This window comes from Paenisporosarcina sp. P4_B8 (assembly GCF_056402175.1).
Genome location: NZ_JBFUHX010000007.1, coordinates 126,116 through 141,178, shown reverse-complemented (window position 1 = coordinate 141,178; position 15,063 = coordinate 126,116). Strand labels below are relative to the sequence as shown.

General features: G+C 39.6%; 18 protein-coding genes and 1 pseudogene. 16 read left to right on the top strand and 3 right to left on the bottom strand.

The window, feature by feature from the left end; all coding sequences use genetic code 11:
• The first annotated feature begins 8 nt into the window (after positions 1 to 8).
• On the top strand, positions 9 to 1,196 hold the full coding sequence (locus AC1DSK_RS08985) for an acetyl-CoA C-acetyltransferase (protein WP_477548000.1): 1,188 nt from the start codon (positions 9 to 11) through the stop codon (positions 1,194 to 1,196).
• Between the two features lie 17 nt (positions 1,197 to 1,213).
• On the top strand, positions 1,214 to 1,474 hold the full coding sequence (locus AC1DSK_RS08980) for a YqkE family protein (RefSeq protein WP_016427470.1): 261 nt from the start codon (positions 1,214 to 1,216) through the stop codon (positions 1,472 to 1,474).
• A 58-nt stretch (positions 1,475 to 1,532) separates the two neighbouring features.
• Here the strand turns inward: AC1DSK_RS08980 and AC1DSK_RS08975 are convergent, their stop codons facing one another.
• Both AC1DSK_RS08975 and AC1DSK_RS08970 read right to left on the bottom strand, forming a co-directional pair.
• Positions 1,533 to 1,679: a hypothetical protein gene (locus AC1DSK_RS08975; RefSeq protein ID WP_477547999.1), complete on the bottom strand. Its 147-nt coding sequence runs from the start codon at positions 1,677 to 1,679 to the stop codon at positions 1,533 to 1,535.
• A 90-nt stretch (positions 1,680 to 1,769) separates the two neighbouring features.
• Positions 1,770 to 2,672, bottom strand: coding sequence for an aldo/keto reductase (locus AC1DSK_RS08970; protein ID WP_477547998.1), 903 nt, complete (start codon positions 2,670 to 2,672; stop codon positions 1,770 to 1,772).
• Positions 2,673 to 2,742: 70 nt separating this feature from the next.
• Between AC1DSK_RS08970 and AC1DSK_RS08965 the strand changes: the two genes are divergently transcribed.
• The 14 genes and pseudogenes from AC1DSK_RS08965 to AC1DSK_RS08900 all read left to right on the top strand — a co-directional run bounded on the left by AC1DSK_RS08965 (position 2,743) and on the right by AC1DSK_RS08900 (position 14,539).
• The gene (locus AC1DSK_RS08965; protein WP_477547997.1) at positions 2,743 to 3,291 is read left to right on the top strand and encodes an NUDIX domain-containing protein; all 549 of its coding nucleotides are present in this window, start codon (positions 2,743 to 2,745) and stop codon (positions 3,289 to 3,291) included.
• 51 nt (positions 3,292 to 3,342) lie between these two features.
• The gene (locus tag AC1DSK_RS08960; RefSeq protein WP_477598183.1) at positions 3,343 to 3,861 is read left to right on the top strand and encodes a hypothetical protein; all 519 of its coding nucleotides are present in this window, start codon (positions 3,343 to 3,345) and stop codon (positions 3,859 to 3,861) included.
• A 100-nt stretch (positions 3,862 to 3,961) separates the two neighbouring features.
• On the top strand, positions 3,962 to 4,426 hold the full coding sequence (gene fur / locus AC1DSK_RS08955; RefSeq protein WP_477547995.1) for a ferric iron uptake transcriptional regulator: 465 nt from the start codon (positions 3,962 to 3,964) through the stop codon (positions 4,424 to 4,426).
• 155 nt (positions 4,427 to 4,581) lie between these two features.
• The gene (gene xerD / locus AC1DSK_RS08950) at positions 4,582 to 5,484 is read left to right on the top strand and encodes a site-specific tyrosine recombinase XerD (RefSeq protein WP_477547994.1); all 903 of its coding nucleotides are present in this window, start codon (positions 4,582 to 4,584) and stop codon (positions 5,482 to 5,484) included.
• Positions 5,485 to 5,567: 83 nt separating this feature from the next.
• The gene (gene deoB, locus AC1DSK_RS08945; protein WP_477547993.1) at positions 5,568 to 6,752 is read left to right on the top strand and encodes a phosphopentomutase; all 1,185 of its coding nucleotides are present in this window, start codon (positions 5,568 to 5,570) and stop codon (positions 6,750 to 6,752) included.
• A 17-nt stretch (positions 6,753 to 6,769) separates the two neighbouring features.
• Positions 6,770 to 8,074, top strand: coding sequence for a pyrimidine-nucleoside phosphorylase (locus tag AC1DSK_RS08940; protein ID WP_477547992.1), 1,305 nt, complete (start codon positions 6,770 to 6,772; stop codon positions 8,072 to 8,074).
• A gap of 171 nt (positions 8,075 to 8,245) precedes the next feature.
• Entirely contained in the window at positions 8,246 to 8,815 is a 570-nt protein-coding gene (locus AC1DSK_RS08935; protein ID WP_477547991.1) for a histidine phosphatase family protein, read from the top strand.
• Between the two features lie 61 nt (positions 8,816 to 8,876).
• Positions 8,877 to 8,966 (top strand): annotated as a pseudogene (locus AC1DSK_RS08930) (phosphoglycerate mutase family protein); the annotation flags it as partial.
• Between the two features lie 586 nt (positions 8,967 to 9,552).
• The gene (locus AC1DSK_RS08925; protein WP_016427460.1) at positions 9,553 to 9,909 is read left to right on the top strand and encodes an STAS domain-containing protein; all 357 of its coding nucleotides are present in this window, start codon (positions 9,553 to 9,555) and stop codon (positions 9,907 to 9,909) included.
• A complete protein-coding gene (gene spoIIAB / locus AC1DSK_RS08920) occupies positions 9,899 to 10,351 on the top strand; it encodes an anti-sigma F factor (protein WP_016427459.1) in 453 nt (150 codons plus the stop codon). The genes AC1DSK_RS08925 and spoIIAB overlap by 11 nt, the downstream gene beginning before the upstream one ends.
• Positions 10,348 to 11,130, top strand: coding sequence for a SigF/SigG family RNA polymerase sporulation sigma factor (locus AC1DSK_RS08915; RefSeq protein ID WP_016427458.1), 783 nt, complete (start codon positions 10,348 to 10,350; stop codon positions 11,128 to 11,130). Before spoIIAB ends, AC1DSK_RS08915 begins: the two co-directional genes overlap by 4 nt.
• Positions 11,127 to 12,581: a spore germination protein gene (locus AC1DSK_RS08910; RefSeq protein ID WP_477548021.1), complete on the top strand. Its 1,455-nt coding sequence runs from the start codon at positions 11,127 to 11,129 to the stop codon at positions 12,579 to 12,581. Before AC1DSK_RS08915 ends, AC1DSK_RS08910 begins: the two co-directional genes overlap by 4 nt.
• A 78-nt stretch (positions 12,582 to 12,659) precedes the next feature.
• Positions 12,660 to 13,988: a diaminopimelate decarboxylase gene (lysA, locus tag AC1DSK_RS08905; RefSeq protein WP_477547990.1), complete on the top strand. Its 1,329-nt coding sequence runs from the start codon at positions 12,660 to 12,662 to the stop codon at positions 13,986 to 13,988.
• A 185-nt stretch (positions 13,989 to 14,173) separates the two neighbouring features.
• The gene (locus tag AC1DSK_RS08900) at positions 14,174 to 14,539 is read left to right on the top strand and encodes a GNAT family N-acetyltransferase (RefSeq protein WP_016427455.1); all 366 of its coding nucleotides are present in this window, start codon (positions 14,174 to 14,176) and stop codon (positions 14,537 to 14,539) included.
• Here the strand turns inward: AC1DSK_RS08900 and AC1DSK_RS08895 are convergent.
• Positions 14,536 to 15,033, bottom strand: coding sequence for a DUF309 domain-containing protein (locus AC1DSK_RS08895; protein WP_477598181.1), 498 nt, complete (start codon positions 15,031 to 15,033; stop codon positions 14,536 to 14,538). The genes AC1DSK_RS08900 and AC1DSK_RS08895 overlap by 4 nt on opposite strands.
• Between the last annotated feature and the right edge of the window lie 30 nt (positions 15,034 to 15,063).

Below are 15,063 nucleotides of genomic sequence, written 5' to 3'. Positions count from 1 at the left end.
GATTTTCAATGTCAACAAGAGAAGTAGTTGTAGTAAGTGCTGTCCGTACAGCAATAGGTTCATTCCAAGGATCATTAAAAGACGTGCCGGCTACAAAGTTAGGTGCGATTGTCATAAAAGAAGCATTAGAAAAAGCGGGTATAGAACCAAATCAAGTGAGTGAAGTCATCATGGGGAATGTTTTGCAAGCTGGGTTGGGACAGAACCCTGCTAGACAAGCCTCGATTCTTGCAGGTCTTCATGAAACAATTCCTTCCATGACAATTAATAAAGTGTGTGGATCAGGATTGAAAGCGATTCATTTGGCAACACAGGCTATTATCGCAGGAGATGCGGACATTGTTGTGGCAGGTGGAATGGAAAACATGAGCCAAGCCCCGTATTTGTTGAAAAATGCGCGTGAAGGTTTCCGAATGGGCGACCAAAAAGTGGTGGATAGCATGATTTCTGACGGCTTATGGTGTGCTTTCAATGATTATCATATGGGCATAACAGCAGAAAATTTATGTGACCGTTACGAAATTACACGTGAACAACAAGATGAATTCTCAGCTCGTTCACAGGAACGTGCGGTTCAGGCGATAGACGGTGGGAAATTTAAAGAAGAAATCGTTGCTGTCGAAATTCCACAACGCAAAGGAGACCCAATCGTATTTGATACGGACGAATATCCAAAACGTGGGACTTCAGCAGAGAAGTTAGGTAAATTGCGACCAGCGTTTAAAAAAGAAGGCAGTGTCACTGCTGGGAATGCTTCCGGTATTAACGACGGAGCAGCAGCGGTTATCGTCATGTCTAAAGAAAAAGCAGATGAGTTAGGTTTAACACCATTAGCAACGATTGTAGCGAATGCATCAGCGGGTGTTGATCCATCCGTTATGGGAATTGGCCCTGTTAAAGCAGTGAAAAATGTTTTTGAAAAATCAGGCCTATCAATGGCGGATATTGACTTAGTGGAAGCAAATGAAGCTTTTGCAGCACAATCAATTGCTGTAGATCGCGAGCTTGCATTTGATCATGACAAGCTGAATGTTAATGGTGGTGCAATCGCTCTAGGACATCCAATCGGCGCGAGTGGTGCACGTATTTTCGTATCTCTGCTTCATGAAATGGCTAGACAAGATGCGAAGACAGGGTTAGCAACTTTATGTATTGGTGGCGGACAAGGTGTCGCTACAATTGTGAAAAGAGCATAGGTAGAAGGTGAAAAAAGATGGCAAAAAAGAAACAACAACAGCAACAACGCAGACAACCTGAGCGATCTGAACAATCGTCAGGCAACACATTGTCTGATCAACTGCAAGGGGATGTGCTTGAAAAACTGAAGTTAGCTAAAAAGCAGTTACAGGATACAGAGCGTCAACAGGAAGAAGAACGCCTGGCGCAAGCTGAATTTGATCGTAAACAAAAAGAGAAAAACAAATCCTTTGCTGAACTTCTAGATGAGTATGGAATGAAGGGTAATAAATTTTAAGAAAAAAGGACTTCGAATTTTTGAAGTCCTTTTTGTTTTGCCATCATCAGCGAACTATTTAATTAAAAATATCAAAAATCATTGCAATTAAGTAAAGAGGGACGCCAACGATAATCATGCCTGCGATAAAATAACATATACTCCTTAACGCAAAATTGAAGATATCATATAGTGCACCGGCAAAGTCATCAATAAACTTAGTCATTCATATCGCCTCCTTGAATCCATATGTATACGTTTTAACAAATAGGTAGGTTTCAATCTATAAAGGCGAGATTTAGAATTATAACGACTTTTAAAGGCGATGGTCTTTGTAAATATCTGCTCTTAAGTATTCCTTCAAGTGTGCTAGTTGCTCAGGGGTCGTAGGTTGATGATATGCTTGCATCGTTTCCTCTAATTGATTTGCTGAGCTTGCTCCTGCTAAGATAGCGGACACTTGGTCGTATTGAAGAACAAATGCCAAGGCCGCACTATGAAGATATTGAGTGGTTTGAGTGAGTTGTGAAAGTGTTTCTATTAAAGCTTCTTTTTTGTATTCTCCGTATCCATCCGATTTTTCGGCACGTTTCAATGCATCTGGCGTAAGCAGACCTTTTGCGAGAGAACCCCGGGTGACAACAGAAGCACTATGTGATGCAATCATGTCAAACCATTCTTCGGGTCTGCGGTCTAACATGCTGTATTGCATCATGACAGAGCTTGCTTTACCGTTACGTAGGAAACGGTGAATGACATTCGGGCGTATGGATGAAATGCCGTATGCTCGAATTAAACCTTCTTTTTTTAAAGATTCAAAAGCATCGACTGCTTCTTCTAAATCATCTACCATCGTGCCTCCGTGTAATTGATATAGATCTAAATAATCGGTTTGAAGCCTTTGTAGACTTTCTTTAATTTGAGACGTGATATATGACTTTGATGAATCCCACGACCAACCTGAAGCATCTTCATTCCACTTGTTACCCACCTTCGAAGCCAAAATGATGTCTTGTCGTTTACCTTTCAGAGCGTGTCCAACAACATCTTCATTTTTACCTTTATCATATAAATCCGCTGTATCAAAGTATGTAATTCCATGTTCAATGGCTGCATCCACTATTAGTTGGGCTTCACGTTGATTTGTCGGAAGAGACATACAACCCAGTCCGATTTCCGATACCATTATTCCACTTTGTCCAAGTTCGCGTTTATTCATCAGTCAGCCTCCTCATTTCATACATGGTACAATTGTCTTTGAAAATAGACAAACAGAAAGGGCGAAAAATATGAAAAAATATGAAGAGAAATCTATATCGTCAACACCGATTTATGAAGGGAAAGTTATTTCTCTTCGAGTGGATGAAGTAACATTGCCAAATGGTATGACTTCGAAGCGTGAATTGGTTAAACACCCTGGAGCGGTTGCCATTGTACCGATTACAGACGAGGGTAAAATTGTCTTTGTCGAGCAATATCGAAAAGCGCTCGAACGTTCTCTGATTGAGACGCCTGCAGGGAAACTAGAGCCAGGAGAAGAGCCGGAAGTAACGGCAAGAAGAGAACTGGAAGAAGAAACAGGGTACGGTTGTGAGAAATTGACACACATTCAATCGTTCGCAACTTCTCCGGGCTTTGCAGACGAAGTTATTCACCTATATGTGGCAGAAGGATTGTCAAAAATTGAAAACGCGGCATCACTGGATGAAGATGAGTTTGTTGAAATAATCGAGGCAACCTTAGAAGAAGCAGAAGGAATGATGAAGTCTGGCCAAATCTTTGATGCAAAAACAGCATATAGTGTTCTTTGGGCTAAGGAATATTTACAAAATCGATGAATGATTGATAGTGGGACACGCATAAGCTACTCTATGAAAGGTAGGTGGCGGATGTTGACTCGCTCTTTCCCAATATTTTATTTACTAGGATTGCTAGTCATCGGTTATTTAGGTGGGTTATGGCTGTATTCAAAAATGCCTTTTGATCAAGTTGAAAGAGTCATACATTGGATAGACCCAAGACTTTTAAATGAAAACATACCAAGTGGTTTTGATTCAATTCTCCCACAACTCGTTACGATTTTATTATTCCTTCTTTTTGCTACTCATTTAATCCTGAAATATACCATTCTATTAATAGGTACAATGAGAGCTGTTTTTTGGGGAATTTGCTCAGGTTTTTTAATTGCACAGGAAACAGAATTTTGGGCTTATGCATTATGGTGGTTCCCATTCCAGTTAATTTATTGTTCTTTATTACTACTGATTGGATTTTTACTTGTCCCACCACCATCGTATAATCAATTCAAACAAGGCCGCAGTTTTAAAGGTATCGGCGTACTAAGTTTAATCTATATTGTATTAATTGGACTTGAATTGTTTGTCCTTCCTTATATTCATGGTTTATAATCAATTTTAGATTATAATTATTATCATTTGGTTAACTTTCTCTATCTTGTAATGGGAAAGACCAATTTGGTATAATGAAGGAAGTTTGGGGGGGCGTCACATGGAGAGCCGTATTGACCGGATAAAAAAGCAGCTTCATGGTGCGAGCTATAAACTGACGCCACAGCGTGAAGCGACAGTTAGAGTGCTTCTTGAAAATGAAGAAGATCATCTGAGCGCAGAAGATGTATATCTTCTCGTTAAAAATAAAGCACCTGATATTGGACTTGCAACAGTATATCGAACACTTGAACTTCTTACCGAATTAAAAGTTGTCGATAAAATTAACTTTGGAGACGGCGTTTCAAGATACGACTTGCGTCAGGAAGGTGCAGCACACTTCCATCACCATCTCGTATGTATTGAATGTGGAGCCGTAGATGAAATCCAGGAGGACTTGCTGGAAGATGTGGAAGCCATTGTTGAAAAAAGATGGAATTTCCGTATTAAAGACCACAGGTTGACGTTCCATGGTATTTGTTGGCGCTGCCACGATACCAACGATGAAAAAGAAGAGTCTGAGTAACAGAAAAGCGGAAAACATCGCTTCTAGCTCGACACAGACATGTTATACTGTAAAACAAAAGGATGGCAGAATTGCTATCCTTTTTTACGTTCTCATTAATAAAAATATATTGACCATATATATACATAAAAGTGTTTTTACAGGGAGGTATCATTATGAAAGAAATGCAAGATGCAGTCGCAGATTATCTTCATTTTCTACGTGTAGAAAGACAATTATCAACCAATACTTTAACTTCGTACGAACGAGATTTACTTGCATATATTAAGGACCTTTCTAAAGTACAGAATTTATCCACTTTGAATGACGTAGAGCGAATTCATATTCTTTCTCACTTGCAAGCGTTAAAGACGAGTGGTAAATCTTCGCGAACATTAGCCCGTCATATTTCGTCAATCCGGTCATTCCATCAGTTTTTACTGCGGGAAAAAGTATCCGGTTCAGATCCCTCGGTCCACTTGGAAATGCCACAAATGGATCGTACACTTCCGAAAATATTGTCAATTGAAGAAGTAGAGGAATTGATTGCGGCACCCAACTTGGGGAAACCTCAAGGGCTACGGGATCGTGCATTGCTCGAGATTCTTTACGGGACGGGAATGCGGATAAGTGAATGTATTACATTAAATATGGAAGATTTACATTTAACGATGGGATTTGTTCGATGCTTCGGTAAAGGCGGAAAAGAGAGAATCATTCCTCTTGGACGAACAGCACTGGCAGCATGTGAACAATATTTAAAAGAAGGTCGTCCAAAACTGATTAAACCAACACATCGCACCGAAGTTATTTTTGTTAACCAACGAGGAAAAGGTTTGACCAGACAAGGTGTCTGGAAGCTTATGAAAGAATACGCTATGCAAGCGGGCATTCAAAATGATATTACGCCTCATACGATGCGCCATTCATTTGCCACACATTTAATTGAAAATGGAGCAGATTTACGCGCTGTACAGGAAATGCTAGGACATGCAGACATCTCAACGACTCAGATTTATACGCATGTCAGTAAAACCCGTTTGAAAGATGTGTATAAACAATTTCATCCGCGTGCATAATTCGACTTAATTCGTCAGAAGTCTGACGTGTATTTTTTCCAAACGTTTGATAAGATATGAATAGAAGTTGAAGGAGGATATGTATGACACATAAATCATTTAAACGCATTCACTTAGTTGTTCTAGACTCCGTTGGAATTGGCGAAGCACCAGATGCCCAATCTTTCGGAGACACAGGTTCCGATACACTGGGACATATTGCAGAAAAAATGAATGGCTTGAACATGCCAAACCTTGAAAAAATGGGACTTTCCAATATTCGTCCATTCCAAGGAATTCAGCCTGTAACGATTCCTTCATCTTATTATGGGAAAATGCAGGAAGCGTCAGTAGGTAAAGATACAATGACAGGTCACTGGGAAATCATGGGGCTTAACATTAATCAACCGTTTAAAGTGTACCCAGACGGATTTCCTGATGAATTAATCAATGCTTTGGAAGAAAAGACAGGACGTAAAGTCATTGGCAATAAACCAGCAAGTGGTACGGAAATCTTGGACGAGTTAGGACAAGAGCATATGGAAACAGGTGCAATTATCGTTTATACGTCTGCAGATCCAGTATTGCAAATTGCTGCTCACGAAGAAATTATCCCTTTAGAAGAACTATATAAAATCTGTGAAATTGCACGCGAATTAACACTTGAACCCGAGTTTTTAGTAGGACGCGTTATTGCACGTCCATTCATCGGACAACCTGGTGAATTCAAGCGTACAACGAATCGTCATGACTATGCGTTGAAACCGTTTGAACGTACAGTGATGAACGAATTAAAAGATGAAAATTATGATGTGATTGCCATTGGTAAAATCTCGGATATTTTCAACAATGAAGGTGTAACTGAGTCATTGCGTACAAAAGATAATATGGACGGAATGGACAAGTTGGCTGAAGTCGTGAAAAGAGATATCCATGGTATCAGTTTCTTGAATCTTGTGGATTTTGACGCATTGTATGGTCACCGCCGTGATCCAATTGGTTACGGAGAAGCATTGGAAGCTTTCGATGCACGTATGCCTGAAGTGTTGGATGCTTTGACTAATGACGATTTACTAATTATCACAGCGGACCACGGAAATGACCCTACCTTCCCAGGTACGGATCATACACGTGAATTTGTACCGGTGCTGGCTTATTCACCTCGCTTTACGGAAGGCAAAGAACTTCCACTAAGCGAAACATTTGCCGATATAGGGGCGACAATTGCGGAAAACTTTAATGTTTCTATGCCTAAATTTGGCCGCAGTTTCCTTTCCCACTTAAACTGAAGGATAGGTGAATATTCATGAGAATGGTTGATTTAATTGAAAAAAAACGTGATGGCGCGGAATTAACAACTGAAGAAATTCGTTTTTTCATTGAGCAATATACAAACGGAAGCATTCCCGATTATCAAGTAAGTGCTTTAATGATGGCTATTTACTTCCAGGACATGAACGATCGCGAACGTGCAGATTTAACAATTGCTATGGTAGAGTCAGGCGATCAGATTGACTTGTCTGGCATTGAAGGTATTAAAGTGGATAAGCATTCAACTGGAGGCGTGGGTGACACAACTACATTAGTGCTTGGACCTTTAGTGGCAGCATGTGGTGTGCCAGTTGCTAAAATGAGTGGACGTGGCCTAGGTCATACAGGTGGTACGATTGACAAACTGGAAGCAATTGAAGGCTTCCATGTTGAATTGACGACTGAACAATTTACGAAACAAGTTAATGAAATGAAGCTTGCCGTAATCGGTCAAAGTGGTAATTTGACTCCTGCAGACAAAAAATTATATGCGCTTCGTGATGTTACGGGAACTGTTAACAGCATTCCGTTAATCGCAAGCTCGATTATGAGTAAGAAAATCGCAGCAGGTGCAGATGCCATCGTTCTTGACGTGAAAACAGGCGAAGGCGCGTTCATGAAAACTGTTGAAGACGCACGTGCCCTAGCAACAGCGATGGTGCAGATCGGCAACAACGTAGGTCGCCAAACAATGGCTATTATCTCTGATATGAGCCAACCTTTAGGGTTTGCAATTGGTAATTCACTAGAAGTGAAAGAAGCGATTGATACACTTCGAGGCAAAGGTCCTGAAGATTTAACAGAACTATGCATGGTCCTAGGAAGTCAAATGGTCGTTGTCGGTGGCAAAGCAAAAGATTTGGAAGAAGCACGCGGTATGCTTCTTGAAGTGATTGAAAATGGATCTGCGATTGAAATCCTGAAAAATTTCATTGAAGGTCAAGGTGGAAATCCAGCTGTTGTAGACTCACCAGAATTGTTGCCGCAAGCTCAATATACGTTTGAAGTGCCTTCAAAAGAAAGCGGATTTATCTCTTTCATTGAAGCTGACGAAATTGGTACAGCTGCTATGATTCTTGGAGCGGGACGTGCGACAAAAGAATCTGAAATTGATTTGGCAGTCGGCATCGTTCTTCACAAAAAAGTTGGCGACGCGGTTAAAGAGGGCGAGTCCCTTGCAACAATCCACGCTAACACTCAAAATGTGGAACAAGTTATGGAGATATTGTACAAATATATTGAGTTCTCAAAAGAACCAACCAAAGCACCAAAATTAATCGAAGAAATCATCACTCAATAATCTAAATCATCAAAGCGGTCTCTCCGGAGATCGCTTTTTTTATGGTATTTTTAAACTAACGTGTACTTTAATAGACGTACATCGGGCTTGGTTAAACAAGGATTGTTAATCTTTTTATAGAAAATAACAAGTTATTAGGACAAAAATCATTGTTAATACAAGGAGATTTATATGGAGATTTCATTGATTCGGCATGGAAGATCACTACTGACTGAAAGTGATAAAATGACTTGTATGGAGTTTAAGGAATGGGTGGGGAAATATGACTTTAACGGCGTGTTTGAAGAGTCATTATACCCGTCGGAAACGCTTGAAAAAGTAACTACTGCAAAAATTGTTTTATCCAGCAATTTAAAAAGGTCAGTTGAATCAGCAAGGTTATTAAATACAAAAGTAAAAATAGTTTCTGATTGTTTATTTAGAGAAACGGAGTTACCTTCAATTCCAACTAAATTATTTAATGTAAGATTAAAGCCAAATATCTGGGCAGTGATTTTAAGATTACTGTGGTTTAGTGGATATTCTAACGAATGCGAGTCTTTCCGTCAGGCGAAAGACAGGGCAGGAATGGCTGTCCAACTGCTAATTGATTATGCACATGAACATAAATCGATAGCTTTAGTAGGGCATGGTTTTTTTAATATGTTAATTGCAAAGGAATTGCAGAAGAAGGGGTGGAAAGGTAAAAGTAAAGTAAGTGCAAGGCATTGGAATTGTACTACATATTCCTTGCTAGACTAACGGATAAAGTTAGTTCAATGATTTAACATAAAACTACTTTATACATTGGACGATTCCATCATTGATTTATGTAATTAGACATGGGCAAACAGATTTAAACAAGGAAAAAAGAATGCAAGTAAGATGGGGGTTACCATTAACTAAAGCGGGATAGTACAAGCGGAAATATGAACAAATGAAAGTAAAGTTGAAGCAAAGTTAATTTTCATGAAAAATGTGTGTATCACTTATAAAATGAATCGTGTTCTCTTACGTTAAGAATGTAGAGAACTATCTTCGACGGAATATCTACTTAAATAGAGCATCGATTCTTTAGTAAACCATAAAATGCAGAGCACTAAGGTTGTAAGGGAGCTAAGTACGCACAAAAGCCGCAAGATGATCTAACAAAAGAGGATGGGGTTGTGACACAGTCACAACCCCATCCTCTTTATTCTCTAGATTATAGTGCAGCAAATGAGGGTTCCACAGCGAACTGAAAACCTTATGCTTCAGTGTTTCATTTCGAAATCATGTCTAAGCACAGGAAGTGTCTTTTAGCTCAAAACGTAAATGCCTACAAAAAAGTAAAACCTTTTTTCTTCTCTGATGTTTAAATGTATGAAAGATTTTCCATACTGTTAATGAATAGAATGTTGCAATTTCTGTCGAGAATTAAGAGGTTTAACCTTTATTTGTCAACGACAAGGAATTGGAGTAGCTCACCTCGAATAGTCACGGAAAGGAGGAGTTACTAGATGAAACATCAACTTTTATTTGTCGAAGATGGTATAGCTATTATTCGCTTAAAGGGCGAGCTTGACCATCATGCCACACAAACAATCCGTGACGAAATTTCACAATCTCTTTATAGAGGAACTCTTCGCGCCATTATATGGAACTTGCAAGACTTACATTTTATGGATAGTGCAGGTATTGGACTTATCTTAGGAAGAATGAGAGATTTTGTCCCTACTAATGGACAAACAGTTATTTTACATCCTTCTGAAACGATGAAAAAAATCTTTCAATATTCTGGTCTCGGTTCCTATGTTTGGCCAACAACAGAAGAAGAAACAATCGCACAGTTAGGGGGTATTTTAAATGGACAATGAAATGACGCTATCGTTTATTGCCATTAGTGAAAATGAAGGTTTGGCACGTATGGTGATGACGAGCTTTATTGCATCTCTTGACCCAACCATTGATGAATTAGCTGAGTTTAAAACAATTGTTTCTGAAGCAGTGACGAACGCCATCATTCATGGATATGAAGAGGATGGGGAGGGCATCGTAACCATACGTGCCAAAAGAAATGGACAATCAATCACGATGACCATCAGCGATGAAGGCAGAGGCATTCCAAACCTCGAGCAAGCGATGGAACCTCTTTATACATCAAAACCGGAGAGAGAACGCTCCGGGATGGGCTTTACTATTATGGAAAGTTTCTCAGATCATTTGTCGGTATGGTCAGAGCCTCAGAAAGGAACTGCGATTACCTTTACGAAGGAATTTTTACCCATACAATCCAACTTCGTTTTAGGTGAACGATGACGACGCCTATCGGACAACAACCCGTGTTGTTGACTCAAGAAAAAATGCGTGAATTGATCTTTTTGTCTCAACAGGGAGACAAAATTGCCAGACAAACCATGGTAGAAGGAAATACCCGTCTTGTCTGGTCCATCGTCCAACGATTCGCTTCACGGGGAGCGGATTTAGAGGATCTATTTCAAATCGGTTGTATAGGGTTAATGAAATCTGTCGACAAATTCGATTTATCGTACGAAGTTAAATTTTCCACTTATGCTGTTCCAATGATTATTGGGGAAATACAACGGTTCCTGCGAGATGACGGCATGGTTAAAGTAAGTCGTTCCATCCGGGAATTGAGTTTTAAAATTCGTCATGCAACCGATGAATTTATTCGGCTACATGAACGCCAACCCTCCTTGTCAGAACTTGCCACAACGCTTGATGTGACGATGGATGAAGTGGTTCTGGCTTCCGATGCATTAAGAGATCCAGCTTCTCTTCATGAACAATTATTTGAAAGTGAAGGGGACGCATTGACTCTGATGGATCAATTAAGAGACGAACGTTCGGAGCGCTCGTTTGATCACATTCCATTGCGAGATATTTTATCGAAACTCGGAAAAAGGGAACAAATGATTATCTATTTACGCTACTACTTGGACTGTACGCAAAGTGATATTGCGGAAAGACTCGGTATTTCACAAGTGCAAGTGTCCAGGTTAGAAAAGAAAATACTGAAGCAACTGAAAAGTTGGATGATGCCTAAACAGGCGACATTAAAGGATGGATCTCAATAGATAAGTCACTTTTTGCCAATATCAAGGATGCTGAATCCTTTGTATATTCCAAGTTTGGAAAAGGAGAAAGCTTCGATGTTGGTGTCAAAAACGCACACGTTTGGTCAATACCATCATTATTTGTCTATATGAATGGGTTGATTGATTCTACGACACTTACACAAATTTTGACGTTAACACAGAGCACGACATCTCAAGTGAAACATAAATTAGAGATTCATGAAATTGAAGCAATGAATAGCTATTTTCCATATCATTCAGTCACAATCTATGACTCTAAAGATGCCTGGCTGTCCGCAATTTTAAGTGGACAGCTTGGAATTGTGACATCTGGTGGTTATGTTTTCACAATCGATGTTCGTTCCTATCCAGGAAGACAACCCGATGAGCCTGATAATGAAAAAGTCATTCGCGGATCTCGGGATGGCTTTACGGAAAACATTTTACAAAATACGGCATTAATTCGAAGAAGAATCCGGGATGTCTCGCTTCGCTTCGAATTAACAAAGCTTTCCACGCGTGGTCAAACGGATACGGTCATCGCTTTTATTAAAGGTGTAGCGAATGAACAGCATATCGATTATATCCGTAAACGTATGAAAAAAATCCATCACGATGGGTTGACAATGACAGACAAGTCGCTAGAAGAATGGATATTCAAGCAAAAGTTCCATCCTGTCCCATTTGTCCGCTATACAGAACGTGCTGATACATGTGCAGCTCATTTATTGGAAGGTCATATTGCGATTATCGTGGATACCTCTCCATCCGTAATTTTAGTTCCTACAACGATTTTTCATCATTTGCAACATGCAGAAGAATATCGACAAGCTCCTTTGATAGGAACGTTTGTCCGCATACTTCGCTTCTCGGGATTTTTCCTGAGTTTAACACTTTTGCCTTTCTGGTATTTATTAGTGGTAGAACCAGATCGAGTCCCTGAGTTTCTTTCCTACATTGGTCCAAAAGAGAATGGAGAGGTCCCGCTTTTTCTTCAAATCGTGATCGCTGATTTAGGTCTTGAATTTTTGAGGCTAGCAGCCATTCATACCCCTACACCTCTTTCCACGGCAATGGGCTTAGTAGCGGCCATTATTATTGGTCAAATTGCAATCGATGTCGGACTTTTCATTCCTGAAGTAGTGTTATATACAGCGGTATCAGCCATTTTAACATTTGCATTACCTTCTTATGAATTGAGTGTTGCCGCCAAGTTATTCCGAAATGTAATGCTTATTGCTACCGTCATGTTTGGGTCCAATGGCTTTTTCATTGGAATCCTATTCGTTTTCATGTACCTGGTATCAATTAAGCCGATGGGAGTTCCTTATTTGTGGCCGCTCGTTCCATTTTTCCCTAAAGCATTGGCACGCATTCTGATTCGCTTTCCTACATCAAATGGCGCACTCAGACCATTCATTGTTCACTCGCCTAAGCGCAAACGTTCGTAATCCACTCATTGCATCGGAGTCTTTCCCTATGGTAAAGTTCTTATATTGAAAAACCACTTACCATTGGGAGAGATGAAGATGCATTTATTTGGAACACAGTCCGTGGATGAACATGGTCACTTAACAATTGGTGGAACTTCTGCGATGACATTAGCAAAAAACTATGGAACACCTTTATTTGTTTACGATACAGCATTAATAAAAGAACGGGCACGTGCTTTTATTCATACATTTGAACGTGAGCAAGTTGAAGCTCAAGTAGCTTATGCGAGTAAGGCTTTCTCAAGTATTGCAATGTATCAGCTAGCAGCTGAAGAAGGACTATCTTTGGACGTTGTGTCTGGAGGCGAATTATATACAGCCATTCATGCCGGTTTTCCAGTGGAACGAATTCATTTTCATGGCAATAATAAGAGTGATGATGAATTAGTCTTTGCATTGAACTCGGGTATTGGATGTATTGTGGTTGATAATTTTTATGAAATAGAACAGTTAAAGAGATTAACAGAAATCCTTAAAAAACAAGTAAATATTTTATTACGTGTGACACCAGGTATTGAAGCGCATACGCATGACTATATCACGACAGGACAAGCTGATTCGAAATTTGGTTTTGATCTGAATAATGGCCAGGCAGATGAAGCGTTCCATGCAGTAAAAGATGAAGAATCTATTCAATTACTAGGCATGCATTGTCATATTGGTTCACAAATTTTTGATACTGTTGCTTTCTCCTTGGCAGCAAAAAAACTAATTGGAAAAATGCTTTCCTGGAAAAAGAATTATGACTTTGTTTGCCCAGTTTTAAACTTAGGGGGCGGTTTTGGCATCCGCTATACAGATGAAGATAAACCACTTCAACCCGCAATTTATGTAGAAGATATGATTAAATCCATACGCTCCGAGATCGGCGAAGCAAAGTATCCAATGCCTGAGATTTGGATTGAACCTGGCCGTTCACTAGTAGGTGACGCAGGAACTACTTTATATTCGATTGGATCTCAAAAAGAAGTACCGGGTGTCAGAAATTACTTGGCTGTAGATGGCGGAATGTCAGATAATATTCGTCCTGCACTTTATCAAGCAAAATATGATGCGGCTGTTGCGAACAAAATGACAGTTGAAGCCACTAAAACCTACACAGTAGCCGGTAAATGTTGTGAATCAGGCGATAAACTGATCGAAGACATTTCTTTACCAAGAGTAGAAGCGGGAGATATACTCGCTGTATTCTGCACAGGGGCATACGGATATTCGATGGCCAGCAATTATAACAGGCTTCCTAGACCCGCTGTCGTGTTCGTGGAGCAGGGCAATCATCGCATTGTCATTAAGAGAGAAACATATGAAGATCTCGTAAAGTTGGATTGTTCTTTACAAGATGAGACGGTTGGTGCACACTCATGAAAAGAAACAATAACAAATTGTATTTATTTATCCTATTAATAAGTATTGTTTGGGGAGTTCTTTATTGGATATTTATTGCGCCGAACCAATAAACTGTTAAATAATGGATTGCGAGTTGAAGTTTTATTGCAAATGATGTAGGATAGTCATTGTGCTGAAGCGGAATCAAAAATGAGGGATTTATTATGTTAGTACGATATAAAAAAATTTGTGAAAAAATTGCGATGGGTCTCCTGTCGTTTATGCCACAAGAAAAAGATCTAAAAAAATTACAAGAAACCATTCAAACCTATGAAAATAATCCGAACTGGCATTTGTTTATGTGGAAAAAAGAGGAAGATTTTGTGGGCTTGATTGGCATAGAAACTACAGATACAGAGTGTTTGATTCAGCATATTACTGTTTCACCTTCATTTAGAGGTGAAGGGATTGGAAAAGAAATGGTATCCAAAGTGCAAAATTTCCTTCCGTGTACAGAAATAAAGGCTGCTGAATCGACAAAACCATTCATAGATAAGTGCACCATCCAGCAAGAAGGAACAGACATTTAATGTCTGTTCCTTCTTTTTTCTTCACGGGCATTAAGTATTTCTGAACGATCCCGGAGCATATGCTTGTGTATGAGTTGATCACCTGTTAGTGCTTCTAATGCTGGTTGTTGTAGGATGGCTGATGATAAGTCAGATGAATCGACTTGTATTTTAAATGGCTGAAAAGATGTATTATTTTCAATGGATTCTAGTGATTGCTCCAAATTCACGATAAGTCTTGAAAAGTGAATGCCTTCATAAAAAGCACTCGTACCATTCAGATGGAAACGATCGTATGATTTGACCAGTGATCTTTTCGCGCCATTGAAATTACCCCTTCGCCAGTGATACATTCCTGTCGAGAGCAAAATCCAAGCAGTAAGCGGATGTGTTTTATCTTTCGGTGCAATCTCTTTCCAGTATTCTTCCAACACTTCGTGGCATTCAAAAAAATCCTCGTGCTCATTAAAATATATGACAAACTGCACAAAAAGTGGGTGAAACAACGGATGCATTCTTCTCACACTTCCTCTATACTAAAATTT

Bases quoted from the DNA above. Each gene is read 5' to 3' on its own strand.
- AC1DSK_RS08925 (WP_016427460.1), top strand. From the start codon at position 9,553: ATGAAACATCAACTTTTATTTGTCGAAGATGGTATAGCTATTATTCGC.
- AC1DSK_RS08970 (WP_477547998.1), bottom strand. From the start codon at position 2,672: ATGAATAAACGCGAACTTGGACAAAGTGGAATAATGGTATCGGAAATC.
- lysA (WP_477547990.1), top strand. From the start codon at position 12,660: ATGCATTTATTTGGAACACAGTCCGTGGATGAACATGGTCACTTAACA.
- AC1DSK_RS08960 (WP_477598183.1), top strand. From the start codon at position 3,343: ATGTTGACTCGCTCTTTCCCAATATTTTATTTACTAGGATTGCTAGTC.
- xerD (WP_477547994.1), top strand. From the start codon at position 4,582: ATGAAAGAAATGCAAGATGCAGTCGCAGATTATCTTCATTTTCTACGT.
- AC1DSK_RS08915 (WP_016427458.1), top strand. From the start codon at position 10,348: ATGACGACGCCTATCGGACAACAACCCGTGTTGTTGACTCAAGAAAAA.
- AC1DSK_RS08975 (WP_477547999.1), bottom strand. From the start codon at position 1,679: ATGACTAAGTTTATTGATGACTTTGCCGGTGCACTATATGATATCTTC.
- AC1DSK_RS08965 (WP_477547997.1), top strand. From the start codon at position 2,743: ATGAAAAAATATGAAGAGAAATCTATATCGTCAACACCGATTTATGAA.
- AC1DSK_RS08940 (WP_477547992.1), top strand. From the start codon at position 6,770: ATGAGAATGGTTGATTTAATTGAAAAAAAACGTGATGGCGCGGAATTA.
- AC1DSK_RS08900 (WP_016427455.1), top strand. From the start codon at position 14,174: ATGTTAGTACGATATAAAAAAATTTGTGAAAAAATTGCGATGGGTCTC.
- deoB (WP_477547993.1), top strand. From the start codon at position 5,568: ATGACACATAAATCATTTAAACGCATTCACTTAGTTGTTCTAGACTCC.
- AC1DSK_RS08985 (WP_477548000.1), top strand. From the start codon at position 9: ATGTCAACAAGAGAAGTAGTTGTAGTAAGTGCTGTCCGTACAGCAATA.
- fur (WP_477547995.1), top strand. From the start codon at position 3,962: ATGGAGAGCCGTATTGACCGGATAAAAAAGCAGCTTCATGGTGCGAGC.
- AC1DSK_RS08980 (WP_016427470.1), top strand. From the start codon at position 1,214: ATGGCAAAAAAGAAACAACAACAGCAACAACGCAGACAACCTGAGCGA.
- AC1DSK_RS08935 (WP_477547991.1), top strand. From the start codon at position 8,246: ATGGAGATTTCATTGATTCGGCATGGAAGATCACTACTGACTGAAAGT.
- spoIIAB (WP_016427459.1), top strand. From the start codon at position 9,899: ATGGACAATGAAATGACGCTATCGTTTATTGCCATTAGTGAAAATGAA.
- AC1DSK_RS08895 (WP_477598181.1), bottom strand. From the start codon at position 15,033: ATGCATCCGTTGTTTCACCCACTTTTTGTGCAGTTTGTCATATATTTT.